Here is a 23,558-nt window from a genome sequence, read left to right on the forward strand (position 1 = left end):
ATGCCCGGAGATGGCGGTGCCTGGATGGGTGCTGTTGTACTTACACTCGGCACGGTAATCATCGTCACGGTTATCGTGCAATTGACGGCAGCCTGGAAGGCGCGAACAAGCCTCGCGCGCGAAAATGGCTTCCGTGAACTTGCAGAAAAACTGAATGCAGCACTGGCCAACATTGCAGAAAGCGGCAAGCAGATCGAAGCGAGGCTTGCCAGCATCGAATCAAGGCTTGCAGTGATCGAAAAGACGCTTCGCGAAGTCGAGTAACAGTCAGGATCATCTCGCGAGCCGCCCGGACCTAACAACCGAGCTCTGCTCAATCTGCATTCATTCAGCAATCCGGCCGCTGCTCAGCACTGCCGGAAAGGAGAACTGCTATGCTTCAGATTTCACGCCGCTCGTTCATGCAAATGGCCGCTGCGTCAACAGTGGTTGCCGGCGCATCTGCCGGCTCATCCCGCGCAAGCACCCAGTCTGCAGCGGCTGGCAAGCTCATAGATACCCACCACCATATTTTTCCGCCTGGCCTTCAAGACTGGCTGGTGAACCGCGGCGTCCTTCCACAGGATCGCTCGACATGGCCAAACTGGGCTCAATGGAGCCTGGATGAGACGATCGAAATGATGGAATCGGTCGGCATTGTTGGGGCGATCGCAAGCCAACCCGCCCCCCTTTCCCTCTTTCCCACGGCCGGGGAAGCGCGCGAATGGACTCGCGTCATCAACGAGTCGAGCGCGGAGGTCGTTCGCGACAACCCGAAGCGGTTCGGCTTTTTCGCCTACCTGCCCCTGAACCATCCGGCGGTAATGGTCGAAGAGGCGGTTTACGCGCTCGACGAGCTTGATGCGGATGGGGTCATGTGCATCACCCACTCGGGCGACAAGTACCTCGGGCACCCGGATTATGCCGAGCTTCTTTCCGAGCTGAACCGGCGCAAGGCGACCCTGTTCCTCCACCCGGACCGGATTGACCTGCCGTCACCCGGAAGCGTTCCGTACTGGCTCACCGACTTCATGTTGGCGACCACTCGGACTGCGCTCAGCCTCATCCTTTCCGGCGCGCTCGACCGCAACCCCGATCTTTCGATCATCCTGTCCCATGCCGGCGGGTTTCTTCCATACATCCACGGCCGGATCTTCCACCTGGACGAAACGGAGGGGCGCGACGGAGCCAAGGCGGCTGAGAGCCTCAAGCGCTTCTACTACGACACGGCCTTGCCTATGTCGCCTTACGCGACTGCGCCACTTCTTCAAGCGGCGCTGCCCGACAGGATCCTGTTCGGAACTGATTGGCCGCAGGTGCAGACCAAAGGCATAGCTGAACAGTTGGCAGAAATGCGCGAGGATAAGGAATTAGACAGCGCTCTCAGGCAGAAGATCATGTCGGACAATGCAAGGGCGTTATTCCCTCGTTTTGCGTCTTAGTGAACCCGCCGGCCGTTCAGGTCTGTAGCAGCGCTATGGTCCAGTGAAGGCTCGCTTAGCTTTGATCAGCAGGAGGACCGCGTCGAACCCGGACCAAACCCGTTCGTCACAAGGTTATCATCCATGTCTTAGGTACAAACTGTTACCTATCTCTCCGGGCAGGACAACAAAAAGCTGGCGACCCCGGCAGGATTCGAACCTGCGACCATCGGCTTAGAAGGCCGGTGCTCTATCCAGCTGAGCTACGGGGCCCGGCGCGGAGCGGCCAGGATCAGTGGGTCCACGGGATTTTCCGGTCATAGCGGAAATTTTCCGCATAGGAAACCTGGCGGCGCTTCGGCCTCTTGGGCTTCTCGACTTGATAGGGGATGCCGTTCTTCTGCGCATAGGCGATGGCATCCTCCAGGGTCGGGAAGTTGAGGCGCACCTGCCGCCGGGTATCCGACGAGCTGGTATAGCCCATCAGCGGCTCGATCCGGGGCGGCGACTGGGGCTCGAACTCCAGAACCCAATAGCCTGTCTTGGCCGTGCCGGATTGCATGGCTGTCCGGGAAGGGCTGTAGATGCGCGCGGACAAGATGAACCCTCTTCCTGTTTACCGTCACCAAAGGCCCGGAACGACCGCTCCGGGCCTACGCTTGCAAGCCAGGCGGCCTATGGCCGCAAAACCGTTCCTGCAGGGGCGGCAGGCGCCGAAGCAGGCTGGTCGGAGCGGCAGGATTCGAACCTGCGACCCTCTGCTCCCAAAGCAGATGCGCTACCAGGCTGCGCTACGCTCCGAAACGATGTTTTCCCTAGTGTTTGCGTCGGGCAAACGCAAGAGGTCATTCAGCACGCAGGCAGAGCGGCGAGCCGGGCGATGTCTTGAACGATGAAAGGGGCGGATTGAAAAAGGACACCCGCCGCAAACAGTTTGCGGCGGGTGTCAGCTGCGCTGCCTGAGACTTTACTGCGCGCCCAACTGCTGGCGAAGAATGTCCTGCACCAGCATGTCAGGATTGTTTTCGCATTCGCTCATCACCGTTTCGACGGAGATGTCAGGGAAGCCGCTCATGGCTCCGGACCCGCCCGCCGCACTGCCGGTCGTGTCGTTCCTGGTACCGGCGGTGGTGGTAGTGTCGGTGCCCGGCAATGCCTCCTCCGCGCTGGTGTCGGCCCCGGCTGCCATATCCGTTTCCGTTTCGGGGCTTGCATCAGGAGTGGCGGGTGCCTCAGCCGTGGTGCTGGTTTCCGCGTCAGCGCTCGGGGCGGCACCGGCCGTAGTGTCCATGCCAGCATCTGCTCCTGGGGTCGTGCTGGCGGTGCTGTCCATGCCTACGCCTGCGCTCTGAGCGGCCTGATAGCCGGCGATGAAATAGATCCTTTGCTCAGCCTGCTGGTCGTCCAGGCCGGCAAGCTGATCGCAGGTGAAATCCGAGGGCATGGCTCCCATGCCAGAAGATGGCGCGCTGCTGTCCTGTGCCACGGCCATTCCGGCGCCGAACATCAGCGCCAGGACGCCCACGGAGGTCTTGAGAAGGATCTTCATGATCAAACTCCCGTTCAATGTGGTTGGTGCGAATCGTTGCACGCCCGCCGAACAAACTGCCGTCCCGGGTGTTCCCTCGTTTTCGGATTTGGCTTGAGCGGAAGCGGCCTCAGCCTTCAGTCGAAGGCGGCCTCGTTGGCAATCCCGATCACCTCGGCCGCCAGGGCGCGTGTGATGCGCATCTTGCGCTCAAGAGCGGCCCGGTCGAGCTTGTCCACAATGTCCCGGGCTGTGGCCAGAGAGCGCTCGATGCGGCGCATGAGGAACCGCACCACGCGCGGATCGATGGCAATCTGCCGGTCCGCGAACAGCTTGGTGATCACACCCGCCAGCAGCATGTCGTCAGGCGCCTCGATCTCGACGACCGTCGCTGCCTTGAGCCGGGAGAAGAGATCGGGAAGCTCGATACCCCACGCCGCCGGTAGGCTGCGCGCGGTCATTAGGAGATTGGTGCGCGCGACGCGGACCGTGTTGATGAGGTGGAAGAGGCCCGTTTCGTCACGCGGCAGCATATCCGCGCCATCGATGAGGATGGGGCCTTCTTCCGCCGCCGCAAGCGCATCGGGCCCGATCGTTCCAACCTCTATGGGCGTCGCACCGGAGCAGTCGCACCAGATCTCAGAAAGATGCGTCTTGCCCGAGCCCGCGGGGCCCGCAAGCACAACCACGGGCGCCGGCCAGTCGGGCCAGCTTTCCACCAGTGCCACGGCCCGCTCGTTGGCGGGCGTGACCACCAGATCGTCGCGCGAGAACGCCTCGCCATGGGCGAGGTCGAGCGGGAGCTGTCGCGGCCTCAGATCTTTGCGCATTCAGCTTTCCCCCGCCTTTCGTGGAGGCGGCCGGTGACCGCTGTAAAGCGGAGAAGAAAGGTAACGCGAGAGCGCGAATCGCACCAGAACGGCGATCGCCGCCGCCGAGGGCACCGCAATCAGCAGGCCCACAAAGCCGAACAGATAGCCGAAGGCAAACAGGGAGAACATCAGCCAGACGGGATGAAGGCCGACGCTCTTGCCCATCAGCCAGGGCTGCAGGATGTTGCCTTCCACGAACTGGCCGCTGAAGAAGATCGCCGCAACGCCCGCCACCCAGTACCATTCGGGCCAGAACTGCACGACGGCGACACCCAGCGAAAGAGCGAGCCCCACCAGCGAGCCCACGAAAGGAATGAAGCTGATAAGGCCCGCGAACAATCCGATAAGCAGGCCGAAATTGAGACCGATGAGCGTCAGGCCCGCGGCGTAATAGACGCCGAGGATCAGGCAAAGCGTTCCCTGTCCGCGCACAAAACCTGCGGTGGCCATGTTGATGTCCCGAGCGATCTGGCGCACGGTGTCGAGGTGGTCGCGCGGCACCCAGCCATCCACGGTTTCCACCATGTTGTCCCAGTCGAGAAGCATGTAGAAGGCCACGACGGGTGTCACGACGAAAAGGCTCGCCAGATTGAGCAGCGCCAGGCCGGAACTCCAGACAGAGCGGAACAGCGTCGCCACGAAACCGGTGCCCTGAGCTAGCAGCGTGTTGAGCCCTTCCTGAAGCGTCCGGCTGTCCACACCGACCGTGTCTTCCAGAAAGCCCGGGTCGAGACGCGTGATCAGCGCCTGAAGGCGGGAGAGATAGTCCGGCAGACGCGCCGCGAATTCGACAAGCTGGTTGCTCAGTGCAGGGATGATCACCATCAGCGCCAGGGTGAGCACGAGGAGAAACCCGACCAGAATGACGATCGTGGCGGCCAGCCGCGAAAAGCCGAGCCGCTGAAGCCGGTCGGCCACGGGGTCGAGAAAATAGGCAAGTACCATCCCGGCGAGAAAAGGCAGCAGGATGGAGGAAAAGACGTAAAGGAAGAGAATGAGCAGCGCAGTCGCAAGCAGCCAAAAGGCAAGCTGGCGGATCGGCACATGCAGCGGTGCCTGCTCAGCCTTGTCCCTTTGGGGTGCCGGTGTCGACATAGCCGCCCATATGCTTGATCCAGCCCACGAGATAGGCCGCGCCGGAAGCTATGGTCAAGAGACCAGACAGATAGACGAGGATGCCGTAGACGATCCCGAGGGAAAACGACAGCGACAGCCCGGCAAGAACGAGCGATGCCAAAAGGAGTTGGGCCAGGGTGTTCGCCTTCGACACTAAGAGCGGCTTCATGGCCACCGGATTGCCCATGACGGCCGAGAGCACCACGCCGCCCACGATCAGCCCGTCGCGCGAAACCGCCGCTACCACCAGCCACAGCGGCAGATGGCCCATATAGCCCAGCACCACGAAGACGCTGACGAGAAGGAGCTTGTCGGCGATCGGATCGAGATAAGCGCCGAGATCGGAGCGCTGGTTGAACTGGCGGGCGATGAAGCCATCAACGCCATCCGACAGCGCGGCGGCGACGAAACCGGCAAAGGCCCAGCCTACCCGGCCGCTCAGCAGTGCGAACACGACGGCCGGAACCAGCAGGAAGCGCACGAGCGTGATGAAATTGGGAATGGTCAACCCGCCATACACCTCTCTACCGGTCGGCACTTGAGGCCTGTATTGTGTGGCATAGATGACGGCCCTGCAGCCGGGCTTCAAGAGGCAAGATCATGCGCTTGCCGCTTCGGTCCACAGGCGCACGCTCCTGTGTGTGCCGCGCGCCACACTTCTTGCGGCCGCCGTCCCTTCGTGCCAATAGCCACGCAAGACGAGCGCCAGCGGAAACAAGCCGATGAGCGGAACAGGGAAAAAAGGCCTCTCCTACGCCGATGCCGGTGTCGACATCGACGCTGGCAATGCGCTGGTGGAGAAGATCAAGCCGCTGGTGCGCTCCACGCGCCGGCCGGGAGCCGATGGCGAGATCGGCGGCTTCGGCGGACTGTTCGATCTGAAGGCGGCGGGCTTTTCCGACCCTGTGCTGGTTGCGGCGAATGATGGCGTAGGGACCAAGCTCAAGGTCGCTATCGAATCGGGCCGCCATGACACGGTCGGTATCGATCTCGTTGCCATGTGCGTCAACGACCTCGTGGTGCAGGGCGCCGAACCTCTCTTCTTCCTCGACTATTTCGCCACCGGCCGGCTGGACCCCGACCAGGGGGCGGCAATCGTCTCGGGCATTGCCGAAGGCTGCCGGCAGGCCGGCTGCGCGCTGATCGGCGGCGAGACTGCAGAAATGCCCGGCATGTACCGGGATGGCGACTACGATCTGGCGGGCTTTGCCGTGGGGGCGGCCGAGCGCGGCAGACTCCTTCCGACCGATGACATCGTGGAGGGCGACGTCCTTCTCGGTCTCGCCTCGTCCGGCCTGCACTCGAACGGCTTTTCGCTCGTCCGCCGGATCGTGGCGGAAAGCGGGCTTTCCTGGGACGACCCCGCTCCCTTCGATCTGGACCGCTCCCTGGGAGAAGCCCTTCTCGAACCCACGCGGATCTATGTGAAGCCGCTTCTAGCCACCATTTCCAGCACCCACGGCATCAAGGCCTTGGCACACATCACCGGCGGCGGGTTCCCCGAAAACATCCCACGCGTATTGCCGGATGCCTTTGCCGCGGAAGTCGATCTCGACATGATCGTTGTGCCGCCCGTCTTCTCCTGGCTTGCGCAGACAGGGAATGTCGAGCCGATGGAGATGCTGCGCACCTTCAACTGCGGCATCGGCATGATCGCGGTTGTCGCCTCCGGCCAGGCCGCGCAGGTGGCGGCGGTGCTGCAGAAGGCCGGCGAGCATGTCTCGACCCTCGGCAGGATCGTGCCGCGCCGCGACGAGGGCGTCATCTACCGGGGAGCGCTCGGCCTATGAGGCAAAGGAAAAAGACCGCCATCCTCATCTCCGGCCGCGGGTCCAACATGAGCGCCCTTCTGCGCGCCGCGGCCGACGCCGACTTTCCTGCCGAGATCGTCGCCGTCATCAGTGACAATGCGGATGCACCGGGCCTCAAAGCTGCCGAAGCCGCCGGCGTTCCCGCCATTGCCGTCCCGCGTGCGGATTTCACTGACCGGGCCTCGCACGAAGCGGCAATGGAGGCGGAGCTTGCCGAGCGGGAGGCGGAGCTTATCTGTCTGGCGGGGTTCATGCGCCTGCTTTCGGCCGGTTTCGTCGCGCGACGGGAGGGCCGGATTCTCAACATCCACCCTTCCCTTCTCCCGCTTTTTCCCGGACTTCACACCCATGCGCGCGCGATCGAGGCCGGAATGCGTGTCCACGGCTGCACGGTGCATTTCGTGACGCCTCAAATGGACGCAGGCCCCATCATCGCCCAGGCCGCCGTGCCTGTTCTGCCCGGCGATACGGCAGACGCGCTGGCCGGACGTGTGCTGCAGGTAGAGCACCGTCTCTACCCGTTGGCGCTTGCTCTCGTGGCATCCGGCAGGGCGCGCATGGAAAACGGCAGAACCATGCTTTCAGACGCCGTCGAGATCGGCTGGGGCGAGCGCTCAATGCTGCTCGTCCCCTCTTCCATCGAGGACAGGGTGGATTTGGAAGACCTGGCACGGCTGACACCGTGACGGCGAAAGACCTATTTGGTCCGGTTGCGCTCGCTTTGGCTTCCTAGCGCGCTGGCTTGCTGCCTTTCAGATGCCGTGTGGCGGCTTTCGGACTTCGATTGAGTCTCGTCTTTCAGAACGGCCGAAGCCGCACTGCGGGTCTTTTCCAGGCCTCGGTCTACGGCTTCCTTCGCGCTGTCGCGCATCTTTTCGCCGTAGGGTGCGAGATAGGCTTCTTCCACCTTGGTGCGCGGCATCATCGCGCCCACGGCCGCTCCTACCGCAACGCCAAGAGCGCCGAGGATGAGCGGCTCCTGCTCCAGCGAATCCGTCAGCATCCTGCGTGCGCTGCTACCTGCCTCACCGGCCCTGCGGCCAACGCTGCGGGCAGTCCCGCTTACCCTGCTCGCGGCCGACGACGCCGCTTCTCCGGTAGCGCTGTAGGCGGCGCCAACTCTATCGGTCAGCGAGGCTCCCGAATCCTGTGCGTTTCTGTCACCGTACGGAGCGCCGCCTTCAAGAGGCTCCAAGCCACTGGCGCCTTCCCAGACTTCGGCGCCGCTTGCGCCGAATGTGTCGGCAGCGGTTGCGTCTTGTCCATTGTCCCGGCCGTTCCAGCCATATTGGCGCGCGCTCGGCCCGCCGCCCATGAAAAGCCAGGCGACTCCGGCGCTGATCATAGCGAGAGGCAGCGGATTGTCGCGCACTTGTGCCTTGAGGTTGTCGAGGGCAATCTTGCCATCGGAGTTTCTGAAATAGGCGGTGAACTCATCGACGAGCTGCCCCGGTGACAGCTTTCTTTGCAGCGACTCGGCGGTTTCGGTCATCCTGGAGCGAACCGATTCGGCCTCATGCTCCAGCTCCGCTGATGTTTTTTCGGTCATCTGGTCTGTTCCTTGATTGCGTGCGCATCGCGCGCGAGCTGTTCCTGCGTCCTTTCGGGCATGAGATTACTGGCCGAAATGTTCGACGTGCCCATCCGCACCAGAATGAGCCCCACGATGGCGACCACGCCGCCTACGATCAGGGATGCCCATCCGGCGCCCAGGCCGAGTTCGGCCAAGGCCAGGACCAGCGCCTGAAGGAGCACCAGCAGGGCCGCCAGAAGGCAGATGCCGCCGGCGACAATCTCCATGCCTCCATTGCGGACCTGATCGAATTTCTCGGACATTTCGGCGCGCAGCAGCCGGAACTCGGTCCGAACGAGCGTGGCGGCCTGTTCGGTGAGATCAGACACCAGAGTGATGATGCTGCGTTGATCTTCCCTCGTACTCATTTCATCCTCCCGCGTAAGGCTTGGGCGCGTCCCGCTCGGCGGCGGAGCGGTCCGTTTGCGTTGCCCCAGCAACGGTAGTCTGGGCGAAGCGGCCCAGGGCGATTCCGACCAGGACCGAGCCCATCAGGAAGGCCGCCGGGTGTTCGCGGCCGAACCGCCTTACGTCACTGACGATGTCTTCAAGCCGATTTTGGGAGACGGCACTGGAAAGCTGCTCCAGGCCGCCAGCAGCCTGGGCGAGAATCTGGGCGGCAGGACCCTGGTCCTTGCTCGCGAGCTCGTCGCTGGCGCTGCGGATCGCATGTGCGAACGCGCTCATGCTTTCGGAGGCGGTCTTTTGCACGTGCCCCGCCTGCCGCCTGGCCTCCTGCTTCGCCTCCGCTCCGATCTCGGCTGCGGTATCGCGGATGGAGCTTGCAGTGCCTGAGGCTGAACTGTCCGGTTTTTGCGTACCGGACGAACGCGTGGTGGCCGACATGATGCTCTCCTTACGCCAGACCAAGGAAGGAGAGGATTGCCAGAACCACGACAATGAGGCCGATCAGATAGATGATGGAGTTCATAGAACCCTCCCAAGGATGGTTTGAACGTCCAACCAACAGAACGGCGCGGGGTTCCAGACGTACTCAAAAGTTGAAGGTCCGGAGCGATTGCAGTCCGAATTAGCTGCGCATCGCACCGGCCGCTGTGCTGACCGGATCAGGCGCGCGCTCGGGGTTCCATTTCGGCGTCGATCTCTGCGCCGAGAATCAGCACGATCGTCGAAATCCAGATCCACATCATCATGCCGATGACGGCGCCGAGCGCCCCGTAAGTGGCGTTGTAGTTGGCAAAATTCTGTAGGTAGAACGAGAAGGCCCAGGAGGCGACGAGCCAGCCGAGCGTCGCAAAAATCGCGCCTAGGCTGAACCAGCGCCATCGCGCATGCTTCCGGCTCGGCCCGAAACGGTAGAGCGCCGACACCGCAATCAGAACTGCAATCACCAAGCCCGCCCAGCGCAAAACGGCAACGAGCAGTTCGGTGCCTCGTCCGAGATTGAGGAAGGCGAGAATGGCGGGCACCAAGCCCATGACGACGATGAAGATGGCGGCAAGGAGGATTGCGCAGAGGGTGAAAGCCAGCGTAAGCAGGCTAAGGCGGATGAAGCCGCGTTTCTCCGTGTCGTCATAGGCAATGTTCATGGCCTCGAACAGCGCCTTGACGCCACCGTTGGCGCTCCACAGGGCGAATGCCAGACCGATGACAAAGCCCACGCCTAAGACATTGCTGTCCTGGGCTGCAAGTGAATCGAGTTGTCCGCTGATAATCCCGACGGCTGCTTCGGGAAGAATGCCGCTTAGCTGCTCGACATGGCTGGAAATCACGGCGGGGTCGGCTATGAGGCCGTAGAGCGATACGAGAGCCCCGAGCGCCGGAAACAGCGCAAGGAGGAGGTAGAACGTCACGCCCGCTGCGACGAGGGGCACGCTATCAGTGCTGAAGGAGCGCATGACGCGCCGAGCGATGTCCCGCCAGCCAGCGCGCCTGCCGGACGAAAGCGCGTTGCTCCCCTGAAGCGCAGGCCCGTGCTTCACGTCAGCCATCGGCAACCTCCATGAGGCGCCCAATCATTGCCGGAGCCGATCGTTCCGCCTGAACGGCGGGCGCCTATAGGGGCAGCGCCCGCACCCAGACTTTGGTGTCGTGGAAGGCTGCGCCCCCGTAGGGCGCGATAGAATCCGCTCCCGTCAGCACGTTGATTCCCTCCCCGCGCTCATGCGCGTCGTTCGGCCAGATGCCTTCTGCGATCACCACGCCGCGGCGCACGCCGTCGAAAAGCTTCGCATGCAACACGACCTCGCCGCGATGATTGCCGATCTCTACGCGGGCGCCATCCTCGATTCCGAGTTCGGCAGCGTCATCGGGATGCAGCATCAGCTCGGGCCGGCCCTCGCGCTTTCTCGAAGTCGGGGTTTCCGAGAAGCTTGAATTGAGGAAGCTGCGCGCAGGCGACGTGGCGAGCCGGAAGGGATGTTCCGGGTCGGGGGATTCGATGAAGTCCACATGATCCGGAAATTCCGGCAGACGGGTATAGGGGCCCTGCATACCCATCGACTGCGGCGGCCGGTTGGGACCCGGCGTGCCCGTCCAGTCGGGACGGAAGCGGAACTTCCCATCGGGATGGCCAAAGCCGTTCAGGAAATGAGCGGTCTCGAAATCCGGCTGAACGTCCGCCCAGCGCTCGTGGCGGAAGCTCTCGAAGGTGCCGAGCCCCCGCCGACCTAGCATCCAGTCCAGATGCTCGCGGGTGGAAAGTCCGAAGCCCGGGAGGTGCGCCACGCCCAGCCGTTTGGCCAGTTCCTCGATGACGAACAGATTCTCCCGCGCCTCCGCCGGCGGATCGATGAGCTTCGGCCCCAGCAGAATGTGCTGATGCCCGCCGCCGCGGTAGATGTCGTCATGCTCCAGGAACATGGTTGCTGGAAGTACGACGTCTGCGAGCTTCGCCGTGTCCGTCATGAACTGCTCATGGACGCAGACAAAAAGATCATCGCGCAGAAAGCCGCGCTTCACCAACCTCTGTTCCGGCGCGACATTGGCGGGATTCGTGTTCTGGATCAGCATGGCGGTGACAGGCGGACCGCCATGAAGGGCGTCCGGATCGCCCGTCAGCACCGCGCCGATCCGGGACTGGTCGAGCGAACGTACCGATGGATCGGCAAAGGCCGTGCCCTCGATCAGCGACTTGTCGAGGCCGAAGATGCCGGAATTGGAATGGAACGCGCCGCCGCCCTCATACTGCCAGGCGCCTGTCACCGCCGCGATGGAGAGCGCCGCGTGCATGTTGACAGCGCCGTTGCGATTGCGGGTAAACCCGTAGCCCAGGCGGAAATAGGTCCGCTTCGTTTCGCCCACCAGCCGCGCAAAGGCCTCGATGTCGGCGGCCGGTACGCCGGTGATGACCTCGGCCCATTGCGGCGTCCGGGTGGAAAGGTGCTTCTCCAGACCCCTCGGATCATCCGTGTATTTGTCGAGATAGGCCCAATCGGCAAAACCGTCGCGGAAGAGCACATGCATGACCGCGCATGCAAGCGCGCCATCCGTGCCCGGCCTAACGATCAGGCCCATATCCGCCTGCTTCATCGTCGCGTTGTCGTAGACATCGATGACGACGATCTTCGCGCCGCGCTCCTTTCTCGCGCGCACTGCGTGCGTCATCACGTTCACCTGCGTGGCGACGGCGTTGGTGCCCCAGATGACCACGCAGTCGGCCTTCGCCATTTCGCGCGGGTCTGGTCCGCGCAGCGCGCCCGTGCCCATTACATAGCCGGACCATGCGGGATTGGTGCAGATCGTATCGAACTGCTTGGAATAGCGCTTGGCGTGGGTGAGCCGGTGGATGGAATCGCGCTGCACGAGGCCCATCGTGCCCGCGTAGTAATAGGGCCAGACTGATTCGGCCCCATGCTTTTCTTCCGCCTTCAGGAAGGCCTCGGCCACGTGGTCAAGGGCGGCATCCCAGCTTGCTGTCTTCCATTGACCTTCTCCTTTGCCCCCCGCGCGAATTAGAGGCTGCAGAAGGCGGCCCGGATGGTGCACGCGCTCGGCGTAGCGCGCCACCTTGGCGCATATCACGCCGGCCGTGTAGCTGTTGTCCTTGGCGCCGTGAATGCGGGTCACGCGGCCGTCGACGATCTCCACGTCGAGCGCGCAGGTGGACGGGCAGTCATGGGGACAGGCCGAGTGGCCGATACGGATATTCGGGTGCGTGTTCATAGCGAGCGAAACTACCCTCATTTGCCGTCCGATAGTAGCCCGGATGGGTCAAAGCTTTTGCATTCATCCATCAGCGCCCGTGATGGCTGCGCAAACCAAGACAATGTCTTGACCGGCGAGGGCGGCTGGCTGAAACTGCCGCGCACCTAGGCCAGCAGCAGGAGGAAAAGCATGGCACGCCTCACGGCCCTCGCGACCGGTCTTGCAATCTCGCTCGCCGCCGCAATGCAGCCTATTCCGGCTCTGGCAGCCGATTTCATCGGCGTCTACGGAGCGGACGACGTCATCTGCAGCCATCAGAACGTGCAGAGGGCGATTCGGCGCGGATTTCGCCACCAGGTCACCCATGTGCCGAATCTGCCCGACGTGGACATCGTGGATCTCTACGGAGCACGCCTGACTCGGCATGAACCGGCAACCTTCAACAGCCCCATCGAGCGTCGCTATTGCCATGCCACCGCCCGCCTCTCCGACGGTGCGGACAAGTCCATCTGGTTCCTGATCGAATATGGCCAGGGCTTCGCCGGAATAGGTGACAATGTGGAGTTCTGCATGGCCGGCTTCGACCGTTGGAACGTCTACAACGCCAATTGCCGCGTGCTACGCTGATACGGGCCACCGCGGCCGCAGCCGGATTGATGACCGCCATCCTGGCGGCCATGCCGTATCTGGCTGGCCCGGCAATGGCGGGCTCGGGCGATGGCAGGCCCGCTTTCGATTTCTATGTTCTGTCACTGTCCTGGTCGCCCAGCCACTGTGCCGCGGAAGGCGAGGACGCCAACCCTCGCCAATGCAAGAGCAGCCGACCCTACGGATTCATCGTTCACGGCCTGTGGCCGCAATTCGAGAAGGGCTATCCGGAGTTCTGCGCCTCGAACGAGCCGGATCGTGTGCCTGAAAGGCTGGCGCGGGCCTATCTCGATCTCATGCCCTCGCCGGGGCTGATCGGGCATCAGTGGCGCAAGCACGGCACCTGCACCGGATTGGGGCAACAGGAATATCTCGATCTGGTGCGCCGGGCACGCGAGCGTGTTGCTATTCCGAAAGAATTCTCCAGGCTAGCACAACCGCTGACGATGCCGCCGGAAGCAGTGGAGGAGCGTTTCATCCGCGCCAATCCCAGACTTCCCGCGGAGGGCGTTGCAGTGACCTGCGACCGGCGTCGCCTGCGCGAAGTCCGCATCTGCCTGACGACTGATCTTCGGTTCCGGTCCTGCCCTGAAGTGGACCGCGACGCCTGCAACAGGCACGAGGTGCTGATTCCGCCGGTGCGGTAAGAGTCCGGACATGCTGTGTGCTCGTTGCGCTGCGGGCAAAAAGAAAGCCGGGCCTTGCGGCCCGGCTTTGACTGGATGTTCTGTGCCCTGAGGTCAGAAGCTCATACCGAAACCAACCAGGACCTTGTGGCTGGTGACGTCCACATCGTAGTCGCCGCTGGCGAGCGAGAAGGTCTCGCTGCCAAGATCGGTGTAGCGGTACTCAAGCCGCGCGAAGGACTGATCCGTCACCTTCACATCGACACCGGCGCCAGCCGTCCAACCCCAAAGGGTCTGGTCGTCCGAAGAGGTGGCATCGGAGAGCTCGTGACGTCCGCCCGCACCACCGGCCGTGCCATAGACGAGCACATTGTCAGTGGCCGCGAAGCCGAGACGCGCGCGGATCGTGCCGTCGACACCGCCCTCAGTGGAGAGGCCGGCATTGTCGCCATCCATACCGTTGTAGCCGATATCGCCTTCAACGCCGTACACGAAGCTGCCGGACTGCCAGTTCCAGCCGGCAAAGGCATTGCCGACGAAGCCATCGGTGTCGATGTCATTGGTCACGCCCGCGGCATTGGTCGCCTCGGTCGAACCATTGAAGCCGTAGCCGAGCGCGACACCCGCATAGGGGCCGGCCCAGGTCGCCACGGGTGCCACTTCCATCGGCGCGGCCGGCGGTGCCGGCGGCTGCTCATAGACCACATCAGCAGCATAAGCGGGTATCGCCACGGAGGCGAGCGCCGCGGCTGCAGCGATGCCTACGATCTTTTTCCTGTTGGCATTCATATTTTAGACTCCTTGCCAATGAGCAATCTGGAACGGTCGAGATGCCAGGGAGGCCGGCAAAACGTCCGTGGGTTGCCCCAACCGCTGGCCGTTTAAATGTAGGAACGGCTTTGCGGTTCCGCCAGCGACAGGGAAAAGCGGCAAAAGATGGCCGCAAAGTGGCTTTTGCTAAAATGTGGCCTATGCCGGCAATCGAATGGTCACTGCTGTGGCATGAACGCAACAAGATTGATCAGGGTCCAAACGCCTCAAATGCCCATAAAATGCCCGGTATTTGCCTGGAGAAGCCGCGTCCAGCGCTATGAATTGCCGGTGATAACCTTATATGAACCATAAATGTAATCTCCGGCTGCAGCCGTTCTTGCGAAAGGGGTCTTCGATCGATGCGGCGGGAAGTGACACGCGCCCTGATCACCGGCGGGGCGAGGCGTATCGGACGGGCGATCGCGCTCGACCTTGCCCGGCACGGCTTCGCGGTCGCCATTCACTGCAATACTTCACGCCAAGAAGCAGAAGAGCTCGCCTCGGCCATTGCAGCGAAAGGCGGAAAGGCCTGTGTGCTCGCCGCCGACCTTACCCGGCCTGATCAGGCCGAAAGACTGGTGGAGAGGGCGGCAGCGGAATTGGGGCCGATCGGCCTTGTGGTCAACAACGCCTCCCTCTTCGAGCGCGATTCGCTGGCTGATTTCACCGACGAGATTTGGGACCGGCATTTCGCCTTGCACGTAAAGGCCCCTGCCCTGATTGCCAGAAGCTTCGCTCGGCTGCTTCCGGCCGACGCGCAGGGCCTGATCGTCAACATGATCGATCAGCGTGTCTGGAGACCGACGCCCGGCTTCTTTAGCTACACCCTGTCGAAATCTGCACTGTGGGCAGCCACCATCGCCATGGCCCAGGCGCTTGCGCCGCGAATCAGGGTCAATGCCATCGGCCCCGGTCCTACCCTGCCCGACCAGTACCAAGACGTGGAAGGCTTCCGTCAGGAAACTGCGGCGCTCCCGCTCGGCCGGGGTCCTAACCTTGCTGAATTCGGCGCCACGATACGTTATCTGTGGGAGACGCCCTCGATCACAGGACAGATGATCGCGCTCGACGGAGGCAAGCACCTCGGGCAGGGCAAGCAGGAGTCCGCAGAATCGTCCCGATGAACAGCCCATCCTTGGAATCCAGAGACCGGAACGCGCCGGAGATAACGGACGGGACAGCATCCGCTTCCGTACATTGGGATAGCGCGGGCACGGACAAGTCGCCTGACACCGGCATCGATGTCATCAGGGCGATGGTCAAGCGCCTGCCCAACGCGCCCGGCGTCTACCGCATGATGAACGCTGCGGGCGATGTGCTTTATGTGGGCAAGGCGCGCAGCCTCAAGAAGCGGGTCACGAACTACGCCCAGGGCCGAGGCCATTCCAACCGAATTGCGCGCATGATCCGCGAGACGGCCTCGATGGAATTTGTCGTCACGTGGACGGAGATCGAGGCGCTGCTTCTTGAAGCCAACCTCATCAAACGCCTGCGTCCGCGCTTCAACGTGCTCCTGCGCGACGACAAGTCGTTTCCCTATATCCTGCTTACCGGCGATCATCCGGCCCCGGGTCTTTTCAAGCACCGTGGCGCGCGCTCGCGCAAGGGCGACTACTTCGGGCCGTTCGCCTCCGCGGGCGCCGTGGGACGTACGATCAACGCCCTCCAGCGCGCCTTCCTCATCCGCACCTGCACGGACTCGGTCTTCGAAAGCCGCACGCGGCCCTGCCTGCTGTACCAAATCAAGCGCTGTTCGGGGCCGTGCACCGGCGAGATCAGCACAGAGGATTATGCCCGTCTGGTTGCCGAGGCGAAGGACTTCCTTTCCGGCCGCTCCAGCAAGGTGAAGGCGCAGATCGCGGCCGCCATGCAGGAGGCCTCGGAGGCGCTCGATTTCGAGCGCGCGGCCGTCTATCGCGACCGCCTTGCTGCGCTTTCCCACGTGCAAAGCCATCAGGGCATAAACCCGCAGGGGGTCGAGGAAGCGGATGTTTTCGCCATTCACCAGGAAGGCGGCCAGAGCTGCATCCAGGTGTTCTTCTTCCGCACGGGGCAGAACTGGGGCAACCGCGCCTACTTTCCGAAGGCCGACCCGGCTCTCGGAGCGGGCGAGGTGCTGGGCTCGTTCCTGCCCCAATTTTATGAGGACAAACCCTGCCCCCGGCTGGTTCTCCTGTCCCATGAGATCGAAGATCAAGCCATTCTCGCCGAGGCGCTGTCTGCACGGGCGGGTCGAAAGGTCCAGGTGCAGGTTCCCCAGCGCGGTGAAAAGAAGACCCTAACCGAACACGCCCTTCAGAACGCGCGCGAGGCGCTGGCCCGTAGGCTGGCCGAAACCTCCTCGCAGGCGCGACTGCTGGAGTCTTTTGCCCAAACCTTCGGGCTCGACAGGGTGCCGAGGCGCATTGAGGTCTATGACAATTCGCACATCATGGGCACGAACGCCGTCGGCGCGATGGTCGTCGCCGGGCCGGAGGGCTTCGTCAAGAACAGCTACCGCAAGTTCAACATCCGCTCGACCGACATCACGCCGGGCGACGATTTCGGCATGATGCGCGAGGTGATGCAGCGTCGCTTCGCCCGGCTCATCAGAGAGGAAGGACTGCCTGCGAACGGCAACGGCGAGGCGGAGGCGGACGCCTTTCCCGCCTGGCCGGACGTTATCCTTATCGACGGCGGACAAGGGCAGCTTTCAGCGGTCAGGCAGATTCTCGAGGATCTCGGAATCGCCGGCGTTGTGACGGCGATCGGCGTCGCCAAGGGCGTGGATCGCGACGCTGGCCGCGAGCGCTTCTTCATGGAAGGCAGGTCGCCCTTCTCTCTCCCCGTGCGCGATCCGGTGCTCTATTTCGTTCAAAGGCTGCGCGACGAGGCGCACCGCTTCGCCATCGGGTCGCATCGGGCACGTAGAAAGAAGGAGATGGTCCGCAACCCGCTGGACGAGATCGCCGGCATCGGGCCCGGGAGAAAACGGGCGCTACTGCATCATTTCGGCACGGCCAAGGCGGTCAGCCGAGCCGGTATCGAAGATCTGATGCAAGTTGACGGAATTTCGGAAGCGATCGCACGCCAGATCTATAATCATTTCCATGAGGGCGGTTAGGCCGCAGCAGGGTTGCTTGACCCCGCCCTGCGCTCCTGATTTCACTGAGGGCATTATGAGTGAGCAATCCATGCAGCAGCGCCGCGCCTTCAACCTGCCCAATCTGCTTACTTATACACGCATCATGGCGGTGCCTCTGATCGTGCTGTGCTTTTTCCTGGAAGGCCGCCTGCAATCCAGCGACTTTGCGCGCTGGTCGGCGCTCGCCATCTTCCTCGCTGCAAGTGTGACCGACTATTTCGATGGCTATCTTGCCCGCAGCTGGAAGCAGACGTCGAATATAGGCAGAATGCTGGATCCGATCGCCGACAAGCTTCTGGTCGCGACATGCCTGCTTCTGCTAGCCGCCGATACCGATCGCACCATTGCCGGCTGGACGCTGTGGGCGGCAATCATCATTCTGTGCCGGGAAATTCTGGTCTCGGGGCTCAGGGAATATCTGGCTGCGCTCAAGGTGAGCGTCCCGGTGACCCAACTGGCCAAGTGGAAGACCACCATCCAGATGCTCGCGATAGGCTTTCTGCTCGCCGGCCCGGCCGGCGACAAGATCGTTCCTTATATTACCGAGTCCGGGATCGCGCTTCTGTGGTTTTCGGCGCTGGTCACGCTCTATACCGGCTATGATTACTTTCGCGCCGGACTGAAGCACATCGTGGAGGAGTGAGCGGTGAAACTCGTCTATTTCGCCTGGGTGCGCGAGCGCATCGGCAAGGAGGTCGAGACGGTCACCCTGCCGGCCGATGTCGGAACGGTGGCGGACCTTCTTAAGTGGCTTAAAGAGCGCGGCGGCAACTATGCCGCTGCGCTGGAACATCCCGACATTATCCGCGTCGCCATCGATCACGAGCATGTGACACATGAGACGCCGCTGCCGCGGGACGGCGAGATCGCGCTTTTCCCGCCCATGACCGGAGGGTGAGAATGACCCTGCCCTGTGTCCCGCATGTGCGTGTGCAGGCGGAAGATTTCGACGTGGCCGCCGAGATCGAGCGCCTTGCGGGCGGACGCAGGGACGTGGGCGCAGTGGTCACGTTCACCGGCCGCTGCCGCGATGAGGGCGGGAGGCTCGCCGCCCTGGAAATCGAACACTACCCCGCCATGGCGGACAGCCAGATAAACCGCGTCGCGCAGGAGGCCGCGAGGCGCTGGCCCCTAACCGGTCTTACGATCATCCACCGCTTCGGCAGGATCGAGCCCGGTCAGAACATCGTGCTGGTCGTCACCGCCTCGAGCCACCGCAAGGCCGCTTTCGAGGCGGCGGACTTCCTTATGGACTACCTCAAGTCGCGGGCCCCCTTCTGGAAGAAGGAACACCCCGTGCAGGGAGAGCCGGCGCGATGGGTCGAGGCGAAGGGGGAAGACGAGGAAGCGCTGAAGCGCTGGTGAGCCTGCCGCTCAAACTATGGCGGAGGCGAAAGGCCGAGGTCTGATCCGTAACATCCATGTCACGAAACGGCCCCGGCACCTTTTATGATCGCGGCCTCCGCAAGCGTGCGTTTAACCGACGATTTCGGTTTCAGCGAACCAGTAGGCGATCTCCTGGGCGGCAGTCTCCGGACCGTCGGAGCCATGCACCGAGTTCTCGCCGATGGACTTCGCATAGAGCTTGCGAATTGTGCCCTCGGCGGCTTCCGCCGGGTTGGTGGCGCCCATGATCTCGCGGTTCCTGGCGATCGCGTTCTCGCCTTCCAGCACCTGCACCACCGTCGGACCAGACGACATGAACTCGCACAGTTCGTTGAAGAACGGCCGGTCTTTGTGCACGGCGTAGAAGCCCTCCGCCTGGCGGCGGCTCATCCAGACGCGCTTGGATGCAATGACGCGCAGACCCGCATCCTCCAGCATTTTGGTGATGGCGCCGGTAAGGTTGCGTGCCGTCGCATCCGGCTTGATCATTGAAAAGGTGCGTTCGATCGCCATCTCGGCTCCTTCATAATATGAGAAACATCAGGGGATGGGCGTCTATAGCGATGCCGGCCCTTCCTGTGAAGAGCGTTCAGTAGCTTGCCGCAGTGCGGAGCGCGCCCCTATTTGCGGTTAACGGCACCGACGAAATTGATGGAAAGAACGCGGCGGGATCGGCTAATCAGATTTAAACGGAGCGGAGGCGGGCGATGGCAATGAAGCGCCACTTCGAGATGATGGCGGCCTATAACCGGTGGGCAAACAGCCTCCTGTACGATGCCGCCGCACAGCTCTCTTCGGAGGAATACACCCGCGATGTGGGCGTTTTCTTCAAGTCCATGATGGGAACGCTCAACCATATCCTGGTGGCAGACCGCATCTGGATGAAGCGCTTTACCGGAGAGGGCGATGCGCCGGCACGGCTCGACACCATTCTGCATCAGGCATTCCCCGCGCTCAGAATTGCCCGCGAGGCCGAAGACAGACGCATCATCGCCTGGGTCAATGGTCTTACCGAACAGGCGCTTGAGGGCCGCTTCACCTACATGACCGCCATCAACCCGCGGACCGTGTCGCAGCGCCTGGCCCCTGCCCTCACCCATTTCTTCAATCATCAGGCGCACCATCGCGGCCAGGCGCACGCGATCCTCTCGATACTCGGAAAGGCACCGCCCTCCCTCGACCTGATCTATTTCCACAGGACGGCAGAGGGAAAAGTCTACGCCTGACAACCACCAGAGTGGCAAATAGTCGACCAGATCCCATTGTGATGGATGGCGGCTGGTCAAAGATCATGCGTGCCCAAAGCTGCTTTTCGCCGCTTTTTATAGCAATGTATTTATAGTACTAAATTTAGTCTATTTTTATTCAATTATGCTTCTCAACTATTCTAATAAAACTTCTCAGAAAATGAAATACGTTACTCACCATTATGGGCATTCATTGTTCATGTATCCTTGTTTGCTTGTATCTTTGTTCTGCTTTTGATTCTGCGGCAACAAAGCACCAGGAGTGAGTTATGCTTAAGTCAAAACGCAGTCTGCTTGCGACAATAGCGGGAAGCGCCCTCGCGCTTAGCCTCGCAATGCCGGCTTCAGCGCTTGATCTGGGTGGCGCTGTCGGTGGTGTGGTCGACAGTGTTGGCAGTGCGGTCGGCGGTGTCGTCGGCGGCGTCAGCAGTGCTCTCGGCGGGGGCGGCAGTGTTGTTGGCGGTGGCGGCGGCAGCGTCAGCGGCGGCAGCAGCAGTAGCGCCAGCAACAGCAGTGGCGGGGGCAGCAACAGCAGCGGGGGCGGCAGTAGCGGAGGCGGGAGCGGCGGCAGCCTGGCCAGCAGTGTCGGCGGCGCGGTCGGCGGTGTTGTCAGCGGTGTCGGCAGTGTCCTCGGTGGAGGTGGTGGTGTCCTCGGCGGCGGCAGCAGCCTTTTTGGCGGCTCCAAGAACGGGATGACCGGTCTTGATCTCGGCATCGCGAGCGTAGGCGTCGGTCAGAGGAGCAATGGCGGCCTTGGAGCGGACGTTGAGGTGAACCTCGGCGGCATCGCCAATGGAGATGTCAACGCAACCATCGGCGGCCAGGACACCCTCGCTAGGGTCGATGCCAACGCCAATGCTTTGAACGATGAGGTCACGCTCAACAGCAAGACGTCATTGTTCGGAGAGAACGGTGTCTTCAACACTGAAAACAAAGGATCCTTGCTGGGCACGCCTGCCGAGGCTGACATCAATATCGGCGGCGGCAGAGGCATGCTTGGGCTGATCGACCCGGATGTCTGTATCGGCAGGTCTTGCGGCGGTCCCGCTGATCCGGGCCCTGGCGATCCCAACGATCCGCGCGACCCACGCGATCCGCGCGATCCGATCAGTCCGCGTGATCCGAGCAATCCCCGCGGTCCCAACAACCTCACGGACATCATCAACGACATGTCGCCGACTGAGCTTGCCCGGAACAAGAAGCTCTGCCGCAACATCCTGGCGCAACCGAACTCCTATGACCGGGATCTGGTTGGTCTCTGCCGGATGCTGCAGTTGGCAAGCCGCTAAGCGACACTGAAACCTTGGGGGAAAGGCCCGCGCCCGCGCGGGCCTATTCTTTTGTCATTCGCAGAGGATGGGCTTGCATGTGCAAGCAGGCTCCGCCAAAACACGCGGCCATGCTTGCCATTAATGATCTTTCTCTGCGCGTCGCCGGCCGGCTGCTCATTGAGCATGCCTCCCTCACCCTGCCTGCCGGGACAAAGGCGGGGCTTGTCGGACGCAACGGCACCGGCAAGACATCTCTCTTTCGTGCGATTACCGGCGAGCTTTCTCCCGAAACCGGTTCGATCAGCGTGCCCAAAGGCACGCGCATCGGGCAAGTGGCACAGGAAGCGCCCGGTACGGACGAGCTGCTTATCGACATCGTGCTGCGGGCCGACACGGAGCGGGATCGCCTCATGCGCGAGGCCGAGAAGGCGACCGATCCGCACCGCATCGCCGAAATCCAGACGCGCCTTGCCGATATAAACGCCCATTCTGCGGAAGCCCGCGCGGCGGCCATTCTCGCCGGCCTCGGTTTCGATGAACGGGCGCAGAGGCGGCCCGCCTCCTCTTTCTCCGGCGGCTGGCGAATGCGTGTCGCGCTTGCTTCCGTGCTCTTTGCCGAGCCAGACCTTCTGCTTCTTGATGAGCCGACCAACTATCTGGACCTGGAAGGCACCATGTGGCTGGAAAGCTATCTGGCGCGCTATCCGCACACGGTCCTGCTCATCAGCCACGACCGCGACCTTCTTAACCGCGCCGTCTCCGCGATCGTGCATCTGCAGCACAGAAAGCTCACCTTCTGGCGCGGCGGCTACGATCAGTTCGCCCGCCAGTATGCCGAGAAGATGGAGCTGCAAGAGAAGCTGCGGGCAAAGCAGGAAGCGCGGCGCAAGCATATGGAGGCGTTCGTTGAACGTTTCCGCTACAAGGCCTCCAAGGCGCGCCAGGCGCAGTCGCGGCTGAAGGCCATCGCGCGCATGCAACCCATCCCGGCGACCGTCAACGAACACGTCATCCCCTTCCGCTTTCCCGATCCGGCAAAGCCGGTCGCCTCGCCCATCGTGGCGATCGAGGGGGGCGCGGTCGGCTATGAGCCCGGAAAGCCGGTTCTGAAGAACCTCAATCTGCGCATCGACAATGACGACCGCATCGCGCTGCTTGGCGCCAATGGCAACGGCAAGTCCACCTTCGCCAAGCTGATCGCCGGCAGGCTCAAGCTGGAGGCCGGCACGATGACGCTGGCGCCGGGGCTTTCGGTCTCGATCTTCGCCCAGCACCAGCTTGACGACCTGCGGCCGGACGAAAACGCCTATCAGCATCTGCGCCGCCTGATGCCGGACGCTCCGGAAGCCAAGGTGCGGGCGCGCGTGGCCCAGTTCGGCCTGTCGACCGAGAAGATGGAAACGCCGGCTAAGGATCTTTCGGGCGGTGAGAAGGCGCGGCTTCTCATGGGGCTTTCCGCCTTCCAGGCCCCGCATCTCTTCATTCTGGACGAGCCGACCAACCACCTCGACATCGACAGCCGCGAGGCGCTGGTGGAGGCTCTCAACACCTATGAAGGCGCGGTGATCCTCATCAGCCATGACCGACACCTGATCGAGGCCTGTGCGGACAGGCTCTGGCTGGTCGATGAGGGTACAGTCCGGCCCTATGACGGCGACCTGGAAGATTACCGGGCGCAGACCACCGGAGGCGCAAGCCGCACGCGGGAGAAGCGGGAAGCCGAGAAGGTCTCGAAAGCCGACCGCCGCCGCGAGGCGGCAAAGCGGCGCGCCTCGCTCGAACCTTTGGCACGAGAGATTAAGGCGACGGAAGGCCTAATCGAGCGCACGCGCAAGCGCATCGCGGCAATAGAGGCGGAGATGGCCGATCCGCGAATTTATGAGCGCGATCCAGCCAGAGTGGCGGTGCTTGCGAAGCAGCGCGTCGAGCTGTCTCAACTCGTTGAGCAGCAGGAGGAAAAGTGGCTGCAGCTCTCGGCCGAGTATGAAGAGGCGATTGCCGAGTAGCGTCCCGTCACTCCATATCGAGGAGGCGGG

26 protein-coding genes and 2 tRNA genes are annotated in these 23,558 nt (G+C 62.6%); 14 read left to right on the forward strand and 14 right to left on the reverse strand.

Going from position 1 to position 23,558, the window contains the following annotated elements:
- Positions 1 to 264 (forward strand): hypothetical protein, encoded by a 264-nt coding sequence (locus NYR54_RS11070; protein WP_261515717.1) that lies wholly within the window; start codon positions 1 to 3, stop codon positions 262 to 264.
- Between the two features lie 110 nt (positions 265 to 374).
- The gene (locus tag NYR54_RS11075) at positions 375 to 1,421 is read left to right on the forward strand and encodes an amidohydrolase family protein (RefSeq protein WP_261515718.1); all 1,047 of its coding nucleotides are present in this window, start codon (positions 375 to 377) and stop codon (positions 1,419 to 1,421) included.
- Between the two features lie 175 nt (positions 1,422 to 1,596).
- Here the strand turns inward: NYR54_RS11075 and NYR54_RS11080 are convergent.
- The 7 genes from NYR54_RS11080 to NYR54_RS11110 all read right to left on the reverse strand — a co-directional run bounded on the left by NYR54_RS11080 (position 1,597) and on the right by NYR54_RS11110 (position 5,424).
- Positions 1,597 to 1,673: transfer RNA gene (locus NYR54_RS11080), tRNA-Arg, on the reverse strand.
- 19 nt (positions 1,674 to 1,692) lie between these two features.
- Positions 1,693 to 1,998: an ETC complex I subunit gene (locus NYR54_RS11085; RefSeq protein ID WP_261515719.1), complete on the reverse strand. Its 306-nt coding sequence runs from the start codon at positions 1,996 to 1,998 to the stop codon at positions 1,693 to 1,695.
- Between the two features lie 126 nt (positions 1,999 to 2,124).
- Positions 2,125 to 2,201, reverse strand: a tRNA-Pro gene (locus NYR54_RS11090).
- Between the two features lie 166 nt (positions 2,202 to 2,367).
- On the reverse strand, positions 2,368 to 2,949 hold the full coding sequence (locus tag NYR54_RS11095) for a RodZ family helix-turn-helix domain-containing protein (protein ID WP_261515720.1): 582 nt from the start codon (positions 2,947 to 2,949) through the stop codon (positions 2,368 to 2,370).
- Between the two features lie 116 nt (positions 2,950 to 3,065).
- Positions 3,066 to 3,758: a DnaA regulatory inactivator HdaA gene (hdaA, locus tag NYR54_RS11100; RefSeq protein WP_261515721.1), complete on the reverse strand. Its 693-nt coding sequence runs from the start codon at positions 3,756 to 3,758 to the stop codon at positions 3,066 to 3,068.
- Entirely contained in the window at positions 3,759 to 4,895 is a 1,137-nt protein-coding gene (locus NYR54_RS11105; RefSeq protein ID WP_261515722.1) for an AI-2E family transporter, read from the reverse strand.
- Entirely contained in the window at positions 4,861 to 5,424 is a 564-nt protein-coding gene (locus tag NYR54_RS11110; RefSeq protein WP_261515820.1) for a CDP-alcohol phosphatidyltransferase family protein, read from the reverse strand. Before NYR54_RS11110 ends, NYR54_RS11105 begins: the two co-directional genes overlap by 35 nt.
- A gap of 214 nt (positions 5,425 to 5,638) precedes the next feature.
- Between NYR54_RS11110 and purM the strand changes: the two genes are divergently transcribed.
- Positions 5,639 to 6,706, forward strand: coding sequence for a phosphoribosylformylglycinamidine cyclo-ligase (purM, locus tag NYR54_RS11115; RefSeq protein ID WP_261515723.1), 1,068 nt, complete (start codon positions 5,639 to 5,641; stop codon positions 6,704 to 6,706).
- Positions 6,703 to 7,413 (forward strand): phosphoribosylglycinamide formyltransferase, encoded by a 711-nt coding sequence (gene purN / locus NYR54_RS11120; RefSeq protein ID WP_261515724.1) that lies wholly within the window; start codon positions 6,703 to 6,705, stop codon positions 7,411 to 7,413. The genes purM and purN overlap by 4 nt, the downstream gene beginning before the upstream one ends.
- Before the next feature lie 11 nt (positions 7,414 to 7,424).
- Here purN and NYR54_RS11125 read toward each other — a convergent pair whose 3' ends face one another.
- The 5 genes from NYR54_RS11125 to NYR54_RS11145 form a co-directional block, all read right to left on the reverse strand.
- Positions 7,425 to 8,276, reverse strand: a complete 852-nt coding sequence (locus NYR54_RS11125) for a DUF3618 domain-containing protein (RefSeq protein ID WP_261515725.1) — start codon at positions 8,274 to 8,276, stop codon at positions 7,425 to 7,427.
- Entirely contained in the window at positions 8,273 to 8,668 is a 396-nt protein-coding gene (locus NYR54_RS11130) for a phage holin family protein (RefSeq protein WP_261515726.1), read from the reverse strand. Before NYR54_RS11130 ends, NYR54_RS11125 begins: the two co-directional genes overlap by 4 nt.
- A gap of 1 nt (position 8,669) precedes the next feature.
- Positions 8,670 to 9,146: a hypothetical protein gene (locus tag NYR54_RS11135; protein ID WP_261515727.1), complete on the reverse strand. Its 477-nt coding sequence runs from the start codon at positions 9,144 to 9,146 to the stop codon at positions 8,670 to 8,672.
- 221 nt (positions 9,147 to 9,367) lie between these two features.
- A complete protein-coding gene (locus tag NYR54_RS11140) occupies positions 9,368 to 10,252 on the reverse strand; it encodes a YihY/virulence factor BrkB family protein (RefSeq protein WP_261515728.1) in 885 nt (294 codons plus the stop codon).
- Between the two features lie 64 nt (positions 10,253 to 10,316).
- On the reverse strand, positions 10,317 to 12,425 hold the full coding sequence (locus NYR54_RS11145) for a molybdopterin-containing oxidoreductase family protein (RefSeq protein WP_261515821.1): 2,109 nt from the start codon (positions 12,423 to 12,425) through the stop codon (positions 10,317 to 10,319).
- A 171-nt stretch (positions 12,426 to 12,596) separates the two neighbouring features.
- Here NYR54_RS11145 and NYR54_RS11150 point away from each other — a divergent pair, with 171 nt between their 5' ends.
- Positions 12,597 to 13,034 (forward strand): hypothetical protein, encoded by a 438-nt coding sequence (locus tag NYR54_RS11150; RefSeq protein ID WP_261515729.1) that lies wholly within the window; start codon positions 12,597 to 12,599, stop codon positions 13,032 to 13,034.
- Between the two features lie 29 nt (positions 13,035 to 13,063).
- Positions 13,064 to 13,702, forward strand: coding sequence for a ribonuclease T2 family protein (locus NYR54_RS11155; protein WP_261515730.1), 639 nt, complete (start codon positions 13,064 to 13,066; stop codon positions 13,700 to 13,702).
- A 93-nt stretch (positions 13,703 to 13,795) separates the two neighbouring features.
- Here NYR54_RS11155 and NYR54_RS11160 read toward each other — a convergent pair whose 3' ends face one another.
- A complete protein-coding gene (locus NYR54_RS11160; RefSeq protein ID WP_261515731.1) occupies positions 13,796 to 14,470 on the reverse strand; it encodes an outer membrane protein in 675 nt (224 codons plus the stop codon).
- Positions 14,471 to 14,853: 383 nt separating this feature from the next.
- Between NYR54_RS11160 and NYR54_RS11165 the strand changes: the two genes are divergently transcribed.
- Genes NYR54_RS11165 through NYR54_RS11185 form a run of 5 tightly spaced genes read left to right on the forward strand, consistent with a single transcriptional unit; the run spans position 14,854 to position 18,983 of the window.
- Positions 14,854 to 15,618, forward strand: coding sequence for an SDR family oxidoreductase (locus tag NYR54_RS11165; protein WP_261515732.1), 765 nt, complete (start codon positions 14,854 to 14,856; stop codon positions 15,616 to 15,618).
- 11 nt (positions 15,619 to 15,629) lie between these two features.
- The gene (gene uvrC, locus NYR54_RS11170) at positions 15,630 to 17,597 is read left to right on the forward strand and encodes an excinuclease ABC subunit UvrC (protein WP_423738610.1); all 1,968 of its coding nucleotides are present in this window, start codon (positions 15,630 to 15,632) and stop codon (positions 17,595 to 17,597) included.
- Between the two features lie 55 nt (positions 17,598 to 17,652).
- Complete coding sequence (pgsA, locus tag NYR54_RS11175) at positions 17,653 to 18,261, forward strand: CDP-diacylglycerol--glycerol-3-phosphate 3-phosphatidyltransferase (protein ID WP_261515734.1); 609 nt, start codon at positions 17,653 to 17,655, stop codon at positions 18,259 to 18,261.
- A 3-nt stretch (positions 18,262 to 18,264) separates the two neighbouring features.
- Positions 18,265 to 18,516, forward strand: a complete 252-nt coding sequence (gene moaD / locus NYR54_RS11180; RefSeq protein WP_261515735.1) for a molybdopterin converting factor subunit 1 — start codon at positions 18,265 to 18,267, stop codon at positions 18,514 to 18,516.
- Between the two features lie 2 nt (positions 18,517 to 18,518).
- On the forward strand, positions 18,519 to 18,983 hold the full coding sequence (locus NYR54_RS11185) for a molybdenum cofactor biosynthesis protein MoaE (RefSeq protein WP_261515737.1): 465 nt from the start codon (positions 18,519 to 18,521) through the stop codon (positions 18,981 to 18,983).
- 111 nt (positions 18,984 to 19,094) lie between these two features.
- Here NYR54_RS11185 and ndk read toward each other — a convergent pair whose 3' ends face one another.
- Positions 19,095 to 19,517, reverse strand: a complete 423-nt coding sequence (ndk, locus tag NYR54_RS11190; protein WP_261515738.1) for a nucleoside-diphosphate kinase — start codon at positions 19,515 to 19,517, stop codon at positions 19,095 to 19,097.
- Between the two features lie 200 nt (positions 19,518 to 19,717).
- On the opposite strand from ndk, the gene NYR54_RS11195 reads away from it, so the two are divergent.
- The 3 genes from NYR54_RS11195 to NYR54_RS11205 all read left to right on the forward strand — a co-directional run bounded on the left by NYR54_RS11195 (position 19,718) and on the right by NYR54_RS11205 (position 23,528).
- Positions 19,718 to 20,230 carry a DinB family protein gene (locus NYR54_RS11195; RefSeq protein ID WP_261515822.1) on the forward strand — a complete coding sequence of 171 codons (513 nt, stop codon included), beginning with the start codon at positions 19,718 to 19,720 and terminating at the stop codon, positions 20,228 to 20,230.
- Between the two features lie 290 nt (positions 20,231 to 20,520).
- Positions 20,521 to 21,540, forward strand: coding sequence for a hypothetical protein (locus NYR54_RS11200; RefSeq protein WP_261515739.1), 1,020 nt, complete (start codon positions 20,521 to 20,523; stop codon positions 21,538 to 21,540).
- Positions 21,541 to 21,650: 110 nt separating this feature from the next.
- Positions 21,651 to 23,528 (forward strand): ABC-F family ATP-binding cassette domain-containing protein, encoded by a 1,878-nt coding sequence (locus tag NYR54_RS11205; RefSeq protein ID WP_261515823.1) that lies wholly within the window; start codon positions 21,651 to 21,653, stop codon positions 23,526 to 23,528.
- The last annotated feature ends 30 nt before the right edge of the window (positions 23,529 to 23,558 follow it).

This window comes from Chelativorans petroleitrophicus (assembly GCF_025398195.1).
Classification (GTDB): Bacteria; Pseudomonadota; Alphaproteobacteria; order Rhizobiales; family Rhizobiaceae; genus Chelativorans; species Chelativorans petroleitrophicus.